Here is a 17,684-nt window from a genome sequence, read left to right on the forward strand (position 1 = left end):
CGAGATGCTCAAGGGCAGCTTAGCTAATTCTTAACAGTTCAACATCAAAAATCAGCGTAGCGTTTGGAGGAATTACACCACCAGCGCCACGGGAACCATAGCCTAATTCGGCGGGAATAATTAACTGACGACGTCCGCCAACTTTCATCGAACCAACGCCTTCATCCCAGCCTTTAATGACCTGTCCAACGCCGAGTTTGAACGAAAACGGGCGATTGCGATCGCGTGAACTATCAAACTTAGTACCATTCTCCAGGGTACCCGTGTAGTGAACGGTGACAGTTTGTCCCGTTTGGGGTGTTGCTCCGTCTCCCTCCTTAAGGTCAACGTACTTCAGACCAGAAGGTGTCGTCATAGTGGCGCTATCTGTAGTCTGTTCGCTGTCTGAACCAGAATCCATCGCAATAAGTCTTGTATTATTAACATCTGGGTTAGCACTTGTATCGAGTGCAACCACGGCGGCTTGAGTTGTGGTCAGTTCATCAGCACTTGCGCTGACTTTCCCGGTAGTAAATTGCCCTACAAGCAGTAGCACACCACACGCCAAGACAACCCCTAAACTGATTAAAATTTCCCTCAAAATTTCTCCTCCAAATTGTTTCTTCAACGCCAGAGTTTATTTTCTAAATCTCGTACCTGACGTTCTAGACGGTCAATGCGACCACGCAATTCATCGACTTCCGCTTGGCGAGGGACGCCTAAATCTTGCAACATATTACGCATCTGTCGTTCCATCTGCACCTCAAGATTACCTTGGTCTGACTTGAGCTGTTGCATCATATCATCGACAAATCCCTTCGCTTGCTCAGGATTAATCTTACCTTCCCTCACCCATTCATCACTAACCTCACGCATTTTCTCTGCAGCCATTGAAGTCGTGCCAATACCAACCATCAATAACTGCTTGAGCCAATTGTTATTATCCATACTCTTTTCCTATTACTCGGCACTTAATTGGGTAGCTGAATGTAGACTGTTTCCCCAGGGGACCAAACATCCTTGCCTACAGTTCTATTCTGTGATATCTCCACGGGTACCTGCTGCTTTCCCTGCGCTTAGATAGATCATGACACAATAGATCTCTTAGGACTAAAGCTAAGGTCTCTACAGATAAGGTAGGGATTGCCCACCCTACTGCTATCAATAGCGTTCAAACCTTCAACCGAAGGCAGAGGACAGAAGGTTCAGTTCTGTTTAGAAGGGAATTGTGACTCTTGCTCCCTTCAGTCGCTTTCCGGGCTTGGGCTATCGGCATCGGGATAAATTCCTTCTGCCTTCTGCCTTTCTTGGTTCAAACTGTAAGTCCTGTCTCTATCTTCGTTGACACTATAAGTCTCAAACAACAAAAGCAAATTATTACCTACTATGGTTATTGAATGGCTCAGGGTGAGCGTTTCTCCGGAACTTCGAGAAAGATATATTCAAAAAGATGCTGAAATCTGGACATCCATGCTTGTCCAGCATCCTGGATTTTTAGGCAAAGAGGTCTGGATCAATCCAGAAACCCAGAATGAGGTTATCCTAATCATCCGTTGGGCAAGTCTTGAAGCGTGGAAAGCCGTTTCAGCAGAGCAGTTGGCACAAACTGACCAACAGTTCAACGAGGAATTTGGCTCTCAACATCAGATTATTGAGGCGGCTGAGTACCAAGTCCGAAAATTTCCTCAGGGTTAACACTATGCACCCGCCACAGGAGTGGGATGTTTAACTGAACGCGTTACCTACCGATGCTAAATTGTCCTCGCTGTCATCAATCTCTCAATAGCAAAGCAGTTACTTGTTCCCATTGCGGAACGGTTCTCAAAGCCTATGGTCATCCCGGCATTACCTTGCATCGGGCAACAAGTGATCAGCCGTTGTGCGAAACTTGTAGCTATCAGGCAGACGATACCTGTACCTTTCCCCAACGTCCCTACGCCAAGGAGTGTACTCTCTACGATGACATTACCCAACCTAAGGTAGTCGCTAACCAACGTTATACTCCTCGTCAGAATCCACTGCAATCGCTCAAGTTCTGGTGCCAGCGAAATCCGGCTTGGTTGGGTTTGTTGGGATTACTAACCGCGAGTTTTCTACTTACACTACTTGCCGCATCTCGATAGGCTTAGGGCACACTAACAGTGGCTGAAGTGGTTTCTGTGGAAGGTGAGCTGTCTGCTTTAAGAGGCTGATTAACCGGAGTTTTTTTTTCCTTAAATACGTCTAAATCAAACCAGAAGGTTGTACCAACACCAACTTCACTGACTAAGTGTACCCGGCTATGATGTTTCTGAATGATGTTTCTGACGATTGAAAGACCCAAACCCGTTCCTTCAAGGGTATGAACTCGGTTTTCTACACGGAAAAATCGGTCAAAAATCGCCTCTTGGTCTTCGGCATCAATACCAATTCCCGTATCTGAAATTTCTACCCGCACTTGAGCTGTTTCGTGGTGATGAGGGTCTGATTCCAGCAGATAGGCACGAATCATCACTCGTCCGCCTGGTTCCGTAAATTTTAGAGAGTTGCCTACCAAGTTCGCAAAAACTTGAAGCAACAAATCATAGTGACCTAGAACAGGTGGTAAATCTGGGGCAATATCTTGAGCGAGTTCAATGCCTTTATCACGCGCATTTAGCTGATAGGTGCGTAGCGTCTGCTCTACAGGCTGAGCGATATCTACGGGTTCAAAATGATAAAGCCGACACGATTCAAGGCGTGATAAATCTAAAACATCATTGACCAGACGAGTAAGCCTATCTGTCTCGCGATTGGCGGTTTCAAGGAACTCCCGACGCTCTGTTTCGCTGAGGTCTTCGCCATACTCGTGGAGGGTTTCGATAAATGATTTGATGTTAAACAGAGGCGTTCTCAGTTCATGGGAGACATTGCTGATGAACTGGCTTTTTGCCTCGTTTAGTTCTACCTCGCGGGTAATATCCTGTACGGTCATTGCAATGCCCTTGACACTCTCTCGGTATTGGTCGAGGACACTGGTGAGAAGGATGCGGACGGTACGAGGCGTTGGTTCATTAAGTGTGATTCGGAACTCTTCGCCTTCGCGTTCTCGTTCTGCTGAAGTTTGCCCAGCCGCAATTTGATAAAGCGATCGCGTTAGTTCCATTGTTACGGCGCTAGGCAGGTGATGCAAGACATTTTCACCCACAACGTCAACACCTTCCCAACTGAAAATGCGGCGTGCTGTTGGATTGACTAAAACGACATGGAAATTGGTATCGATTAAGACAGCACCATCGGCAATGGTAGAAACAAGCGTTTCTAATTTCGCTTTCTCAGCCGTCAGTTCTTCAATATTTTGCTCTTCATAACGCTCCAACCGCTCTGCCATCTCGTTGAAGCTGAAAATCAGTTCGCCTAGTTCCCCTTTTAAGGGCAGGTCGATCCGTTGCTTAAAGTTGCCAGTGGCAATATTTTTGACACCCCTTAGCAGTTCCTGAATTGGCTTTGTGATCATCAGGGCGTTAAAGACTGCCCCTAAAATCACCATCACCCAGATCGAGATAAAAACCGCGATCGTCACGTCTCGTGTCAAATTTGAGGAGGCAACCACCGTAGGATTAGGGTTGATCCCAATCGCTAACACCCCTAAGTACTTCCCTTCTTGCATCAGAGGTACAAAGACATCCGTCACTTCCCCATCCGGGGTTAGGTGCTGTCGCACCATCGGTACTTCAGAGTTTTTGGCGTAGTCTTCAGGTAGCTCAATCCAACGTTGAATCGTTAGAGAGTTTTGCACTTCCGATTCCGAGAAAGGAATCCCAAAGAAAATTTGACCCGCCTCATCTGCATAAATCATGTAGCGCACACTAGAGGTGCTGCTATAGAAGCGGTGGGAAAAGCGAGCGACTTCCGTCAGATTGTCTTCTGCAATCAGGGGTGCAACATTGGATGCCAACAATAAACCTAGATCACGACCAAAACGAGTGTCGTTCATTCTAGCGTCCTGTTGAATTGTGTTCACCGCCCAGAATGTCAAACCACTCATGATCAAGGAGACGACAAGGGTTGCCGCCGCCATGAGTCGGGTCTGGAGAGTAAACTCTGACCACCAATGTGCGATAACTTCTCGGATGGTTTTTAGCAAGGCGAACAAGGGTGATTCACTACAATCAACAGGAAAACTACAACAGCCTACTTAAAGGTAGATGCTTTAGTCGAGAAAACGCTGCTTAAAAAGAAGCGTCCCCCAATTATATATATATGCTTAGCTTGAAGCCGATGTTCTATTAGGAGAAGCGATCGCATTGAGGTTTTTATGACCTCAAACGAGTAAGAGTAAAGCGGCACAATGCTAGCTCCTAGAGAGCCACTACGCTGAGGCTTCGTAATCGCTATGTGTTCAACTTCACCCATCTTCGCTAAGGGAAACCATTGCCTATCCTTTCTCTAATTAGACTAGCTGGGTAGGAAGCCAGCACCTCTGACACGATGACCGATATCTTTACGGTAGTACATCCCTTCAAATTGGATACATTTGATCGCCTTATAAGATGAAGCGATCGCCTCATCAAACGTCTCACCTGTCGCCGTCACACCAAGCACCCGACCGCCATCAGTAAGCAACTGTTGCTGCTTTAGCTGAGTTCCTGCACAAAAAACTGTTGCTCCTAGTTCCTCGGCTTGATCAATTCCAGTAATCACATCACCCTTCTTATAGACTCCGGGATAGCCTTGAGCCGCAGCAATCACACAAGCGGCTGTCCCAGATTTCCAGGTTATCGGCGGCATTTGCTCCAGTCGTTGCTGGCTACAAGCGAGAAGCAGCTCTTCTAAAGGAGTCTCCAGCAAAGGTAGAATCGCTTGAGTTTCCGGGTCACCAAAGCGACAATTAAACTCCAGAACAGTCGGATTACCTTGTGGGGTAATCATTAACCCTGCGTAAAGAACCCCTCGATAGTCAATCCCTCGTTGACGTAGAGCCTCAACTGTAGGCTGAAGGATTTCTTGCTCAATACGTTCCATTAAAGCAGGAGTAACAATTGGGGCAGGGCAATAAGCTCCCATGCCACCCGTATTTTCCCCAGTATCCCCCTCACCAATTCGCTTGTGATCTTGAGCAGGTAGTAAAGGGCGAACGCTCACGCCATCCGTCAGAGCTAAAACAGAAACTTCTTGACCCGTTACGCACTCTTCAATCACCACAGTTTTAAACCCATTTTTGAAGAGTGATTCAACAGCCGTTTGTGCTTCCTCAACAGAGGCAGCAACGATGACACCTTTGCCTGCCGCCAAGCCATCTGCTTTCACAACAATTGGGGCACCTTGAGCCTTTACATAAGCGATCGCTGCTTCAGCTTCAGTAAATACCGCAAACTGAGGCGTTGGAATGCCCGCCGACTGCATCAACGTCTTAGCCCAGTATTTACTAGACTCAATCCTCGCTCCTTCTTTCGTTGGACCAAAAACCGTCAGACCTTGTTGTTGGAGATAGTCTGTGATTCCCAACGAAAGGGGAAGTTCTGGTCCAACAACAACCAACGAGATATTGTGAACCAGAGCAAACCGGGCAATTCCCTCAAAATCATCCACACGTAAGGGAAGATTCTGGCAACCCTTTGTAGTTGCTGTGCCACCGTTACCAGGAATACATACCACCTGCTGAATACGTTGAGATTGCAGCAGTTTCCAGGCGAGGGCGTGTTCACGACCCCCATTGCCAACCACCAAAATCTTCACTTTAGCCTTGCGCTCCAGAAGAATTGAACTTTAAGGGGAATCACGACCAACTACGGTCTGCAGCCGTCTGTTTTATCAACAAATTTAAAGCGTGCAGAACGCCTGACTCAAAAGTCCCAAGCTTTATGAGTCGAGCAAATGTTCTTCATTATGCCATGGGATTACCAATTGACGAAAAAATGTATCACCTTGGAGATTTTCTGTAGAAAATATGCAGAGCAGGCAAGGGAAGCCGGGACAGGGAGGCGCGGGGCTTACGACGTTTTTGCTAATTACTCAGGGCTTTTTGCTGCTGATAGCGCTCCTTAAACTGGCGCTGTTGTTTGTTGTGATCCACAATCGGCGCAGGATAATCAAGGGCGTACCGCTCCATGGGTGGTATATCTCCACTGAGTAAGTGTTCTGTATCCACAGAGCGCAATTCTGGGAGCCATTCTCGAATGTATTCACCTTCTGGGTCAAATTTCTTGGCTTGACTAGCTGGGTTAAAAATTCGTACAGGTTTAGGGTCCATACCACTGGAAGCACTCCACTGCCAGCCGCCGTTGTTGGCTGAGAGGTCGCCATCATACAAGTTTTGCATGAAGTATTTTTCTCCCAAGCGCGGGTCAATCAGTAGGTCTTTGGTGAGGAAGCTAGCAACAATCATCCGACAACGGTTATGCATCCAACCAATTTCCTTCATCTGCCGCATCGCTGCGTCCACAATGGGATATCCGGTTCTCCCTTCACACCAAGCTTGGAAGTACTCTGGGTTATTGTCGTAGGGAAAGTTTTTCAGGGTTTTGCGGAAGGCGCCTTCTGCTAGTTCTGGGAAGTTATACATCGCATGTTGATAGAACTCCCGCCAAGCGAGTTCCTGTTGCCATGCCTTGATACTGGCTTCGGTTTCATCACTACGGCTATCTTCTAAGGCAGCGAGAGTGGCTGCCCAAACTGTACGAACGCCAATGACACCGAATTTTAACGCGGCACTAAGTTGGGATGTACCGTGAACACCAGGAAAGTTGCGCTGTTCTTTGTACTCAGTAATGGCGTGACGACAAAATTCCTCTAGTTTTTCCTGAGCGGCTGTTTCGCCTGGTGCTGTCACCAGTTCATTATCCCAAGCAAAACCCAACTCTTTCGCTGTTGGTAGCTCAACAGTTCCAGCTTGTTGTGCTGTCTCCTTTTCTTGTTGGGTTAGTCCTTCTACATCAGTGAGGGTTTCTACAGGCTGTGCTTTTGGTTTGCTACTCCAGTTGCGCCAGAAGGGGGTGTAAACCGTGTAAGGCTGGTTTGAACCAGTCCGAATGTCTTCCGGTGGGTGTAATAGCTGATCCCAATTGTTATGTACCTGAATGCCCTTTTCTTTTAGGGCAATCATGACAGTGCGATCGCGTTCTTTGGCATAAGGCTCAACATCCCAATTCCAGAAAACAGCCTTAGCGTTGAGAGCTGTTGCTAAAGCAGGTATCGCTTGAGTCGGATTTGCCTGAAGAATCAACAATTGGCTACCCACTTGGTTATAGCGTTCTTTCAGAGACTGCAAGCTGCCAATCATGTAAGTTACTCTTGCCGGGGCAACATCATCCCGTTCCAGAATATCCGGGTCGAGACAGAAAACTCCCACCACTTTTTTAGTTTGTTGTTGGGCAGCAGCGAGTCCAATATTGTCTGATAAACGTAAATCGCGCCGATGCCAAAACAGAATTAAGTCAGACATGCAATCAATGCTTCGGTTAATTAGCTTCTTTTGCCAGCTTAAAGCTTACCGATACTTTCTCACTACCCATTGAAAAAGCTGAGGATTTGTCCCGGATACCCTCTTGCCTTTGCTGTAACTTGCAACAGCGTCATTAGCTGTAGCGCAGTTTCACTGTCATCTTTAGCCGCAGTGACACAAAGTTTGCGCTCTAGAAAAGGTCTGCCTTTAGCACTTGAGTAGCAGTGGTCATAGCCTGGATTTGAGGCTAAGTTTGTACTTCGTTAATTCTGTCAGGGTGACCACGGCTGCTCGAAAAGTTGACGGCTTGCACAAGCTATGACTGCCGTCTTGGTGTTTGGAGGAGTGAAGGAGACATAATCCGTGGCAAACCGTCACCTGTTTGCTTGGCAACGAAGCTTATCGATTGCCTTAGTTTTAGCTTTACTGGGTTTTGTAGCTGGCTTTGGTTGGAGAGTCGATCACTCGACGAATCAGAAGACTGTATTACCAGTCAGCACGAGGATGCAGCAAGACAAAGCAGGGCTAGAAACCTTGAAGGCTAAGGCTGTAGCGGTGCAGCAAGATGCGGCACATCAAAAAGCGATCGCTAAACTAGCACAAGAAGAAAAAGTAAAACGTCTCAACGCTTCTATCCCTGTCCAATTTCAAGGAAAAACGATTCGTGAAGTCAAGCTGAAGGGTAAAGACAATCCCAAGACCCAAGTCAAGCCGACAAAAGCGATCGCACCAGCCAAGCTAATCGCACTAACGTTTGACGATGGCCCCTGGCCACAAATGACCTCAAAAGTTTTAGATATTCTCAAAAAACAAAACGTCAAAGCTACCTTTTTTGTGGTGGGAAAGCAGGTAGAAAAACATCCACAGCTAGTAAAGCAGACTGTAGCAGAAGGTCATGCGATTGGCAACCATTCCTGGAGTCATCAGTATCATCATTACAGCGCATCAGCCGCCGCTCACGAACTCGATAAAACAGCAGCTTTGATTCATAAACTAACGGGTGTCAAGACATCTCTTTTCAGACCGCCTGCTGGCATTTTGAATAATGGGTTAGTGGCTTCTGCTCACCAGAAGAAATATGCTGTCGTGATGTGGTCTGTAGATTCAAAAGACTGGCGTTCTGGACGTACTACCAAGCAAGCACTAGTTGACAATTCGCTCAAGGAAGCCAAATCTGGGGGAATTGTCTTACTGCACGATGGAGGAGGCGATCGCACAAAAACAATTGAGGCTTTACCGCAATTAATTACGCAACTAAAAAAGCACGGCTACACCTTTGTAACCGTGCCAGAACTTCTAGAAAAGGGGGTTAGTTTTTAGTTTTTTATTGTTAGTTATTTGTTAAAAAGTACCAACAACCAACAACTAACAACCAATTACTGAACTGGAGTTAACTCTCGTTCTGCCACAGCGTCAGCGTTAGCTTCTGGGGTATCAGCTTCCGAAGGCGGTACAACTTGCCAGAACTGCGGTAGGTATTCCGACCAGTAAGCCAAAATAGTCTTAGCTCTGGGGCTGCCAGTACGTTCAGCGTGAGCTTGGATTAAGTCCTTGAGTTGTTGCTCACCAACAGAGCTAGTAACCCGTTGAATCTTAACAATTTCCGGGTTGACTTTTGCGGAGAAACTCCCATCTTTATCTAAGAAGTAGCCTAGACCCCCGGTCATCCCAGCGCCGACATTACGACCGACATTGCCTAAGACAACGATGACACCACCCGTCATGTATTCACAACAGTGGTCACCTGCTCCCTCAATTACTGCCTGACCTTTGGAGTTACGAACACCAAACCGCTCACCTGCGCCCCCATTGGCAAACAAAGTGCCCCCAGTCGCCCCGTAGAGGCAGGTATTACCCACAATCACGTTTTTGGCAGGGTCATAAGTCACTTCTGCTGGTGGCTTGATGATAATCTCGCCCCCGTGCATTCCCTTACCCACGTAGTCGTTGGCTTCACCTTCTAAGATGAGTGTCATTCCAGGGAGGTTGAAGGCACCAAAGCTTTGACCAGCAGCCCCTTTGAAGTTGAGGGTAATTTGCCCTCCGAATCCGGTATCTCCGTACTTTTTGGCGATCACACCTGCAATGCGAGTTCCTACTGTTCTGTCGGTGTTTATGATGCCGACATCCTGAGTTACAGTGCCTTGGTTGCTAATCGCGTCCTGGATGGCGCTATCTGTAAGTAGCTGATCATCCAGAACTGGGCCATTGCTATGGACAGGTTCATGCTTCAGCCAACTGCGATCGCTTCTGGTGTCCGGCAAATTAATCAGACAATCCAGATTTAAAGCGGCTGTCTTGGTTAGGTTAACACCTTCCCGGACTTTCAACAGGTCAGCGCGACCAATGATTTCTTCCAATGACCGATAGCCCAGTCGTGCCAAAAGCGATCGCACTTCCTCAGCTACGAAGAAGAAGAAGTTGACTACATGCTCAGGTATACCTGTAAAGCGCTTACGCAGTTCTTCCCGCTGAGTGGCAACACCAACTGGGCAGTTATTCGTGTGGCAAATGCGCGCCATGATACACCCTTCGGCAATCATTGCGACAGAGCCGAAGCCATATTCTTCGGCACCCATCAGCGCCGCCATCATGACATCCCAGCCTGTCTTTAAACCACCATCAGCACGGAGCAAGACGCGATCGCGTAGCTGATTTTCCAATAGCACCCGATGTACTTCCGTTAGCCCTAGTTCCCAAGGTGAACCTGCGTGCTTGATTGAGCTAAGCGGAGATGCACCCGTACCGCCATCATGACCAGAAATCTGGATGACATCAGCATTCGCCTTGGCAACCCCAGCCGCAATGGTACCAATGCCAATTTCCGCTACCAGCTTCACAGATACTCTGGCTTCAGGATTAATCTGGTGCAGGTCAAAGATCAACTGCGCCAAGTCCTCAATCGAATAAATATCGTGGTGAGGTGGTGGAGAAATTAACGGAACTCCTGCCTTAGATCGCCGTAGCATCGCAATGTAGGGGCTAACCTTTTTACCAGGTAGCTGACCCCCTTCTCCAGGTTTAGCACCCTGAGCCATTTTGATTTCAAGCTGCTTGGCGTTCATCAAGTACTCTGGCGTTACACCAAAGCGACCTGAGGCAACCTGCTTAATCGCAGAACTGACTGTATCGCCATTTCTCAAACCCTTGAGGTGGGGGAACAGTTGCGAATGTCCTGTTTCATCGACATCATCAAGGACTTTGAACCGCACGGGGTCTTCGCCACCTTCACCGGAGTTGGATTTGCCTCCGATCCGATTCATGGCGATCGCCAGAGTCTCATGGGCTTCTCGCGAGAGTGAACCTAGAGACATCGCACCCGTACAGAACCGATGGACGATTTCCGCTGCTGATTGTACTTCTTCAACGGGGATAGAAGTGCGATCGCTCTTGAAGTCCAACAAATCTCGAAGTGCTGTCGGTGGGCGTTGCTCGAATAGCTGCTTATACAGCTCGTAGTGGTCGTAGTTCTTCCCATCGGCGACAGCCTTGTGCAGCGCCTTAGACGATTCAGGGCTGTTCATGTGGTACTCGCCCCTGGGCTTGGCATTGATAAAACCGTAGTTTTCCAGCTTCTTGCTGGTTAATTCCGGGAAAGCTCGCTGATGGAACGAAACAACTTCCTGCGCCAACTCCGCAATACTCAAACCACCCAACCGCGATGTTGTCCCGGCAAAGGCAAGGTTTAATAATTCCGTACCAATACCAAGTGCCTCGAATATCTGAGCCGCCTGGTAAGAGGTTAGTAGAGAAATCCCCATTTTTGAGAGGATTTTCAACAGACCCCCTTCCACCGCCTTGCGGTAGTTTTTCTGAGCCTCTTCTAACGAGACAGTCTCAATTTTGCCCCCTTCCATCAGTTTCTGAGTCTTGGGATTAGAGACCCACTGACGTACAGATTCCAAAGCTAAGTAAGGACAAACTGCCGACGCACCATAGCCAATTAAGCAGCCAAAGTGATGAGTATCCCAACACTGAGCCGTATCAACAATTAATGACGCTTTCATCCGCAGTCCTTGGCGGATGAGATGATGGTGTACTGCACCCACTGCCAAAAGTGGTGGAATGTAGCTGTAGTTCTCGCTGAGACCGCCACCCGTTCTGTCACTTAAAATCAGAATTTTCTTCCCAGCACGCACGACCTCAGCCGCTTGGTCACATAGCTGACGCACAGCCGCCTCTAACCCGCTTGGACCTGCCACAATTTCAAACAAGGTTGATAGTTCAGCCGTTTCAAACCCTGCGGTTTTGACCGCTTCCAACTCTGCCTCATTGAGGACTGGTGTCTCCAGCTTCAACAGTCGAGCATACTCAGCACGAGCATCCAAGAGATTCCCTCGCTCACCTAGCTGCATACTCAACGACATCACCAAACTTTCCCGCAACGGGTCAATCGGTGGGTTCGTCACCTGAGCGAAGCGCTGCTTGAAGTAGTCATAGAGCAAACGCGGCTTATCCGACAGTACAGCTAAGGGAACGTCATCTCCCATGCAGAACGTGGGTTCCTTGCCTTGAGTAGTCATCGGCTGGATGATCATCTCGACATCTTCTGCCGTGTAGCCAAAGGCAATCTGCTGGCGCAGTAACACAGATGTCTCTAGCTTAGGAGCCGATTCAAAGGGTTGAGGCTTCAGCTCGACTCGATGCTGCTGTAGCCACTGACCATATGGCTCTTGGGTAGCCACCCGTTGCTTGATTTCCCAATTTTTCAGAACCTCATTGGTTTCTAAGTCCACGGCAATCATCTGCCCTGGTCCCAATCGACCCTTCTCGACAATTTCTGCTTCGGGTAAGTCTACGACCCCTGCTTCTGAGGAAACGACAACATAGCCATCCTTGGTAATGCTGTAACGAGCAGGACGCAGCCCGTTACGGTCAAGCGTGGCTCCCACAGTCTTACCATCACTAAATACCAACAGGGCAGGGCCATCCCACGGTTCCTGAATCCCACTGTAGTATTCGTAAAAGTCAACAATTTCTGGGTATTTTTCCAAATCCGGCTGATTTAGGTACGCCTCTGGCACCATAATCATCAACGCTTCTAGCGGGCTGCGACCAGAGTGTACGAGTAACTCCAGCACATTGTCTAGCGTTGCTGAATCACTATTATCTGGATTAACAATCGGCTTTAGGTCATCCAATTCTGTATTTGACGCTGACTCACGCCGACTCTCTACCGCTCCGCTATCTGAAGGCATACTGAGTGCTGTCTCTTGAGTCCTGATTTCTGACTCCTGAGTCCTAACTCCCCACAGAGGATGAGTTAAGTCAGCTTCACGCGCCATCATCCAGTTGATATTACCCAACAGCGTGTTAATTTCGCCGTTATGTCCCAACAACCGCATTGGCTGCGCGAGTGGCCACTTTGGCATCGTGTTGGTGCTAAAGCGCCGGTGATAAACGGCAAAGGCACTTTGATAGTCTGGATTCTTTAGATCTGTATAGAAGTCTCCCAAGACGGTTGAGCGCACCATGCCTTTGTAGACAATCGTGCGATTGGAGAATGAGCAAATATAGAAATCCTCAGACCATTGAGCTGTGCCTTGTGCCTCTAATGTTTTGTGAACTCGACGCCTAGCTTTGTATAAAGCACGCTCTAGCTCATCCCCCCGCAAGTTTTGGGAACTCACGAATACTTGCTCAATTTGGGGCTGGTTTTCTCGCGCTTGGATGCCGAGGACTGATTCTTTTACAGGCACTACCCGCCAGCCCAGCACTTTCAGATCGTTTTGTCCTAATACATCCTCAACTGTTTGACGTGCTTGGTTGACCAGAGCCGCATCTTGAGGCAGAAACACCATACCAACACCGAGTTGGTCGGTAGATGGCATATCAATTCCTTGCTCGATAAACCAAGGCTTGAACAGTTCCCAGGGGATGGCGGTCATTAAACCTGCACCATCTCCAGAATCTTGGTCAGCGCTACAACCACCTCGGTGTTCTAAACACCCTAATGCCGACAATGCTTGCTCAACAAGTTCATGTGTCCCTGTACCTGATTGAGACGCGATGAAGCCAACGCCACACGCATCCCGTTCTTCTACCAACCAGCGTTGACCGGGAAAAGTTGGGTTGCCCTGATTCCACGGCTGAACGTGTTGGTTCTGTTTGATGCTCCTGTTGTCCATCGAATGATTCACGGTTTTTACGGATACAAATTTACGGATTGATCGCTGCTAGCGCAGCAACAGATTCATACGGCACTTCTACAAAGTGAAAATTTTAGAAACAATTTACGTTACACAGGGGTCTAGATAAACACACTTAGGCTAGAGTATCGAATGAACTACAGGGCAGTAGCTGACACCAAAGCTACATCCTCATTAAACAAGGGATGAAATTTGATTCACAAGCTTATTGAGTGGAAAGGCTTGAGTGCTTTAGATTGTCTAATGAACGTAACTCACCGAACTGGTAACGACAGTGGCAAGTAGAGTTGGGGAAAAGAAGAAACTCTTAAAACCCCAATTCCAACGCTGGTTTCCTGCCAGATTGACAGAGTAGCAATATTATAGGAAATGCTCTACGCTAGCAATCCCCGCTTTCTAAGTTTCGCTACTGTAACTTTTACTACAGAAAATAAGGGCAATTACTGTAGTTCAGGCTTAGTACTTGAGCCAAGCTTAATAAACGGTTTTCTTGGCAAGTCCGTGCCGCTGGCAAGCTTTGTGCTGTAAGCCTAGTGCAAGAAGGCAGAAGATTAGGAGGCAGAAGGCTTTTATGAAAGAAAGCTTGCACAGTAAGCTTTTTAACTGGATAGTTATTTCCGCCGTGCTGCACTAGATAGGTTTTACTGCCTTGGTTAGGACAGCAAGCACCTACCATGTCCTCCTATATTCTCAGATTTCCCAGTTGGGCAAATGAAGTTTGGACTGCGTGAGTAGTTTTACTTCTTATTATGAAGCTCTAACAGAGAAGGCGGACGTTGTAAAGTCATTATTTCTTGATATGCTGCCCAAGGCTTAATTTATTGACTTCTACAGACCAGAATCTTGGTCAAAGAGACAGATGGATGATCAAAAGAGCAAAGCCACCCAAGCGGATCGGCGATCGCATACAGCCCTACACAACGCCCCGCTTGTCTCCAAACAGTACTGCTAGTTCTAACGCTAATAGGGATGAAAGTGGAAAATCAGTTCCAATCGCGGTGCGATGCCGTAGAAGTCGAAGAGCAGCACGGCGGCAATGTGCTAATTCTATGTCTTGGGTAGTGTTGTCCAAACGTACAGCGATCATTTTATTCCTGACACTGTGCGGTTCATCCTTTGGGTGGGCAAGTACGCGAGTCGGACACACCAAGCCCAAGCCACTGCTTTCATACAGCAGTGAAGTGATACTGAGTCAGCTAGCACCTGTAGTAGAGAAGCCTTTGGCTCCAAAACGGGCAGAGTTTTTGTCACCAGCCTCAACCCCATCTTCTCTAACCAAGGCGCTACTTACCCAAAGCCAAGTGCTTGATGATAATGCGATCACACCGCGTCGAGCCGAGTTTTTGGCACAGGTATCACCTCAGGTCATTAGGCAGGGTACGCAAATCTCCTTAAATGGTCGGACGTTCAATGTAGCTTGGCAGCAGTGGCAAGTCGGAACGTCAGTTCGGATTGGTATCAGTGACATCGGTCTGATGCAAAGCTTAGGCGTAGAATTGCTGAGTACAAAGGATGTAACCCGACAGCCAGTGCAGTGGTTTTCTTCTCCACAGAGTACACCGCTTGTTCTTCCTAGCCAGTTGATGGGTTCCTATCGCTACCTGGATATTACGGATTTGGCTAAAGTGGCTGGTTGGCAGTTGCAAGTTGAGGGTGCAGCAGTAGCTTCGGGCGATCGCTTACGCATCTCTTCAACTCCTGCAAGGGTTAAGGAGATTCGGCAGGCACGTCAGCCTTGGGGGTCGCGTATTGTTGTTGATTTAGACCGTCCAATTCCCTGGCAAGTCAGTGACCAGCGTACCGCAGGTGTAATCACCTTGGAAGCGTCAGCTAGCCCGTCATTGGTAGAGCAATTCAATGCCCCACCACCTCCAGAGAGGCAAGATGCGGAGGATGCCGCCCCTGTTTCAGTTGGGGCAGACGGTGAGAATGCCGTTATCCGTGTCGAACAGGGTCAAAAGCAAACGATACTTCGCGTTGATATTCCAACGGGTAAGCGCCTGCAAGTCTACTCCTTACCAAACCCAAATCGTTTAGTCATTGATCTTCGCGCCGATGCTTTGGTAGAAAAAGAGATTTCCTGGGCACCGGGAATTCGCTGGCATCAAAAATATGTAACTCTCAAAAATTCTCGCTTCCCAGTGGTCTGGTTGGAAGTTGACCCCCGAACATCAGGTGCGAGTTTCAGACCAATATGGAGCAACCCCGCAACCCAAGTAGGAACCGCGCCTCTGATCCAAACGGCTCAGATGTGGCAAGCATTTGCCGCGATTAATGCTGGTTTTTTCAATCGCAATAACCAATTACCCTTAGGCGCAGTTCGCCGTGATGAACGTTGGTTTTCCGGTCCAATTCTCAACCGGGGTGCGATCGCCTGGAACGACAGTGGTCAATTCAAATTTGGTCGTCTGACGCTTCAGGAAACCTTAGTAACCTCAGCAGGAAGTCGTTTACCAATACTTTTTCTTAACACTGGCTACGTTCAGACAGGTTTTGCCCGTTATACGCCGGAGTGGGGTCCAACCTACACCCCACTCATTGATAATGAAGTACTGTTTGTTGTCCAGAATGACCAAGTAATTAGTCAACTGCCTGGAGGTATAGCAGGACAGCAATCCTTCCCGATTCCTCTTGATGGCTACCTACTAACTCTACGCGGCAATAGTCCCGCTAGTGGTTCTCTTAGTGTTGGTACACAAGTCAGCTTAGAAAGCCTTACTACACCCGGTGACTTTGGTTCTTATCCCCACATTCTGGGTGCTGGTCCCCTTCTGGTACAAAATCGACAAATTGTTCTGAACGCCAAAGCTGAACAATTTAGTGACGCTTTTATCCAACAATCAGCCATTCGCTCCTGTATCGGCAGCACGGCAGCAGGCACACTCATGATTGCTGCCATTCATAATCGTAGTGGTGGGTTGGGTCCAACCTTAGCAGAAACGGCTCAGTTAATGCAGCTCTTGGGAGCCGTCAATGCTCTTAATTTCGATGGTGGCAGCTCAACTGGACTTTATTTAGGAGGTCAGCTCTTAGACCGCTCTCCCTCCACGGCGGCTCGTGTTCATAATGGTCTTGGTATTTTCCGCTCACCTACTCCCTAGAAGTTGGGTTCACTAGCTACTCTCTATCTAGAAAATAATAGTAAGGAGTAGGGAGTGAAAAAGAAGAATTTTCATTGTTTTGTTATGCGTGTAGCATCTGGGTCTAGCTAGTAAAGTTCAGGGGAAGGGCGAATGTGTTTTTTCAAGGTTCCCCTGATCTTTACACTTAAATTTTCCCGATTCCTAAATCGGCGATCCAATGCCACAACTTACAGGAAGAAACATCAGTGATTCTACTTATCTTTTTCTAGATGAAGCTGTAAACGTCTTCTCCCGTGGTGCAATCGGAAGTTTTGTAATTTTAGTAACGCAATAAATGATGTTTTTGAAGTTTGCTTAAAGTAAAACCTTCACACCCTTCACAATGTAAAGACTTCTTGTAATTGTCTCGCTTGAACCGTTAACTGGTGACAAGAACCAAGATTCATTTGTTATGTTTAGTTGTGGTTAGATTGTTTGATTGTGTCTAATCAGTCAAATACTAGTTTCTAGTAAAAAACTTTTCCTTCAATTGTGTAGCCGTTCTCAGGAGAAAAAAATAATATGGTTCAGTCGCAAGAAGTTTCTCAAGTTCCGGCACTTTCCCTTCCTGCCTCTTTATCTGCCGATAGCGTCGCGGCTACAGAACTGCGCCCTTGGGGATCATTTACTGTTCTGGAAGAAGGGCGAGGCTACAAAATCAAGCGGATTGAAGTTAAGCCGGGTCACCGCCTCAGCTTGCAGATGCACTACCATCGGAGTGAACACTGGATTGTCGTCTGCGGTACGGCTAAAGTGACTTGTGGTGATAAGGAAGTAGTCGTTCATAGTAACCAGTCCACTTATGTTCCTCAGGGACATACTCATCGCTTAGAAAACCCAGGTGTCATTCCCCTGATCTTGATTGAAGTTCAGAACGGGGAATATCTTGGAGAAGATGACATTGTTCGGTTTGAAGATGACTATGCTCGCAGCAAGCCGGAAGGTAAGTAAGCGGCTGTACATCAAACCTTGTTTATCTGAAGGCTTCCTTGTGGTTGACGGTTGACAGTTAACTAGAACGTAAACATCACT

General features: G+C 47.7%; 11 protein-coding genes. 5 read left to right on the forward strand and 6 right to left on the reverse strand.

Annotation, left to right across the window (positions count from 1 at the left end; translation table 11 throughout):
* Nucleotides 1-19: 19 nt before the first annotated feature.
* Nucleotides 20-580: an FKBP-type peptidyl-prolyl cis-trans isomerase gene (locus H6F98_RS31440; protein WP_192222661.1), complete on the reverse strand. Its 561-nt coding sequence runs from the start codon at nt 578-580 to the stop codon at nt 20-22.
* Between the two features lie 23 nt (nt 581-603).
* Nucleotides 604-927: a phasin family protein gene (locus H6F98_RS31445; RefSeq protein WP_192222662.1), complete on the reverse strand. Its 324-nt coding sequence runs from the start codon at nt 925-927 to the stop codon at nt 604-606.
* A 438-nt stretch (nt 928-1,365) separates the two neighbouring features.
* On the opposite strand from H6F98_RS31445, the gene H6F98_RS31450 reads away from it, so the two are divergent.
* Nucleotides 1,366-1,674: a TIGR03792 family protein gene (locus tag H6F98_RS31450; protein WP_192222663.1), complete on the forward strand. Its 309-nt coding sequence runs from the start codon at nt 1,366-1,368 to the stop codon at nt 1,672-1,674.
* A 53-nt stretch (nt 1,675-1,727) separates the two neighbouring features.
* Entirely contained in the window at nt 1,728-2,102 is a 375-nt protein-coding gene (locus tag H6F98_RS31455; protein ID WP_192222664.1) for a zinc ribbon domain-containing protein, read from the forward strand.
* 2 nt (nt 2,103-2,104) lie between these two features.
* On the opposite strand, the gene nblS is transcribed toward H6F98_RS31455, so the two are convergent.
* The 3 genes from nblS to H6F98_RS31470 all read right to left on the reverse strand — a co-directional run bounded on the left by nblS (nt 2,105) and on the right by H6F98_RS31470 (nt 7,381).
* Nucleotides 2,105-4,093, reverse strand: coding sequence for a two-component system sensor histidine kinase NblS (nblS, locus tag H6F98_RS31460; protein ID WP_192222665.1), 1,989 nt, complete (start codon nt 4,091-4,093; stop codon nt 2,105-2,107).
* Between the two features lie 302 nt (nt 4,094-4,395).
* Nucleotides 4,396-5,676: a phosphoribosylamine--glycine ligase gene (purD, locus tag H6F98_RS31465; RefSeq protein WP_192222666.1), complete on the reverse strand. Its 1,281-nt coding sequence runs from the start codon at nt 5,674-5,676 to the stop codon at nt 4,396-4,398.
* Nucleotides 5,677-5,944: 268 nt separating this feature from the next.
* Nucleotides 5,945-7,381: a deoxyribodipyrimidine photo-lyase gene (locus H6F98_RS31470; RefSeq protein ID WP_192222667.1), complete on the reverse strand. Its 1,437-nt coding sequence runs from the start codon at nt 7,379-7,381 to the stop codon at nt 5,945-5,947.
* A 363-nt stretch (nt 7,382-7,744) separates the two neighbouring features.
* Between H6F98_RS31470 and H6F98_RS31475 the strand changes: the two genes are divergently transcribed.
* A complete protein-coding gene (locus H6F98_RS31475; protein ID WP_192222668.1) occupies nt 7,745-8,701 on the forward strand; it encodes a polysaccharide deacetylase family protein in 957 nt (318 codons plus the stop codon).
* A 56-nt stretch (nt 8,702-8,757) separates the two neighbouring features.
* On the opposite strand, the gene H6F98_RS31480 is transcribed toward H6F98_RS31475, so the two are convergent.
* Nucleotides 8,758-13,509, reverse strand: a complete 4,752-nt coding sequence (locus tag H6F98_RS31480; RefSeq protein WP_192222761.1) for a glutamate synthase-related protein — start codon at nt 13,507-13,509, stop codon at nt 8,758-8,760.
* An 884-nt stretch (nt 13,510-14,393) separates the two neighbouring features.
* Here H6F98_RS31480 and H6F98_RS31485 point away from each other — a divergent pair.
* Both H6F98_RS31485 and H6F98_RS31490 read left to right on the forward strand, forming a co-directional pair.
* Nucleotides 14,394-16,631, forward strand: coding sequence for a phosphodiester glycosidase family protein (locus H6F98_RS31485; protein ID WP_242058782.1), 2,238 nt, complete (start codon nt 14,394-14,396; stop codon nt 16,629-16,631).
* 543 nt (nt 16,632-17,174) lie between these two features.
* The gene (locus H6F98_RS31490) at nt 17,175-17,603 is read left to right on the forward strand and encodes a phosphomannose isomerase type II C-terminal cupin domain (protein WP_192222669.1); all 429 of its coding nucleotides are present in this window, start codon (nt 17,175-17,177) and stop codon (nt 17,601-17,603) included.
* Nucleotides 17,604-17,684: the final 81 nt, after the last annotated feature.

It is taken from the genome of Microcoleus sp. FACHB-SPT15 (assembly GCF_014849525.1).
Taxonomy (GTDB): domain Bacteria; phylum Cyanobacteriota; class Cyanobacteriia; order Cyanobacteriales; family Coleofasciculaceae; genus Symplocastrum; species Symplocastrum torsivum.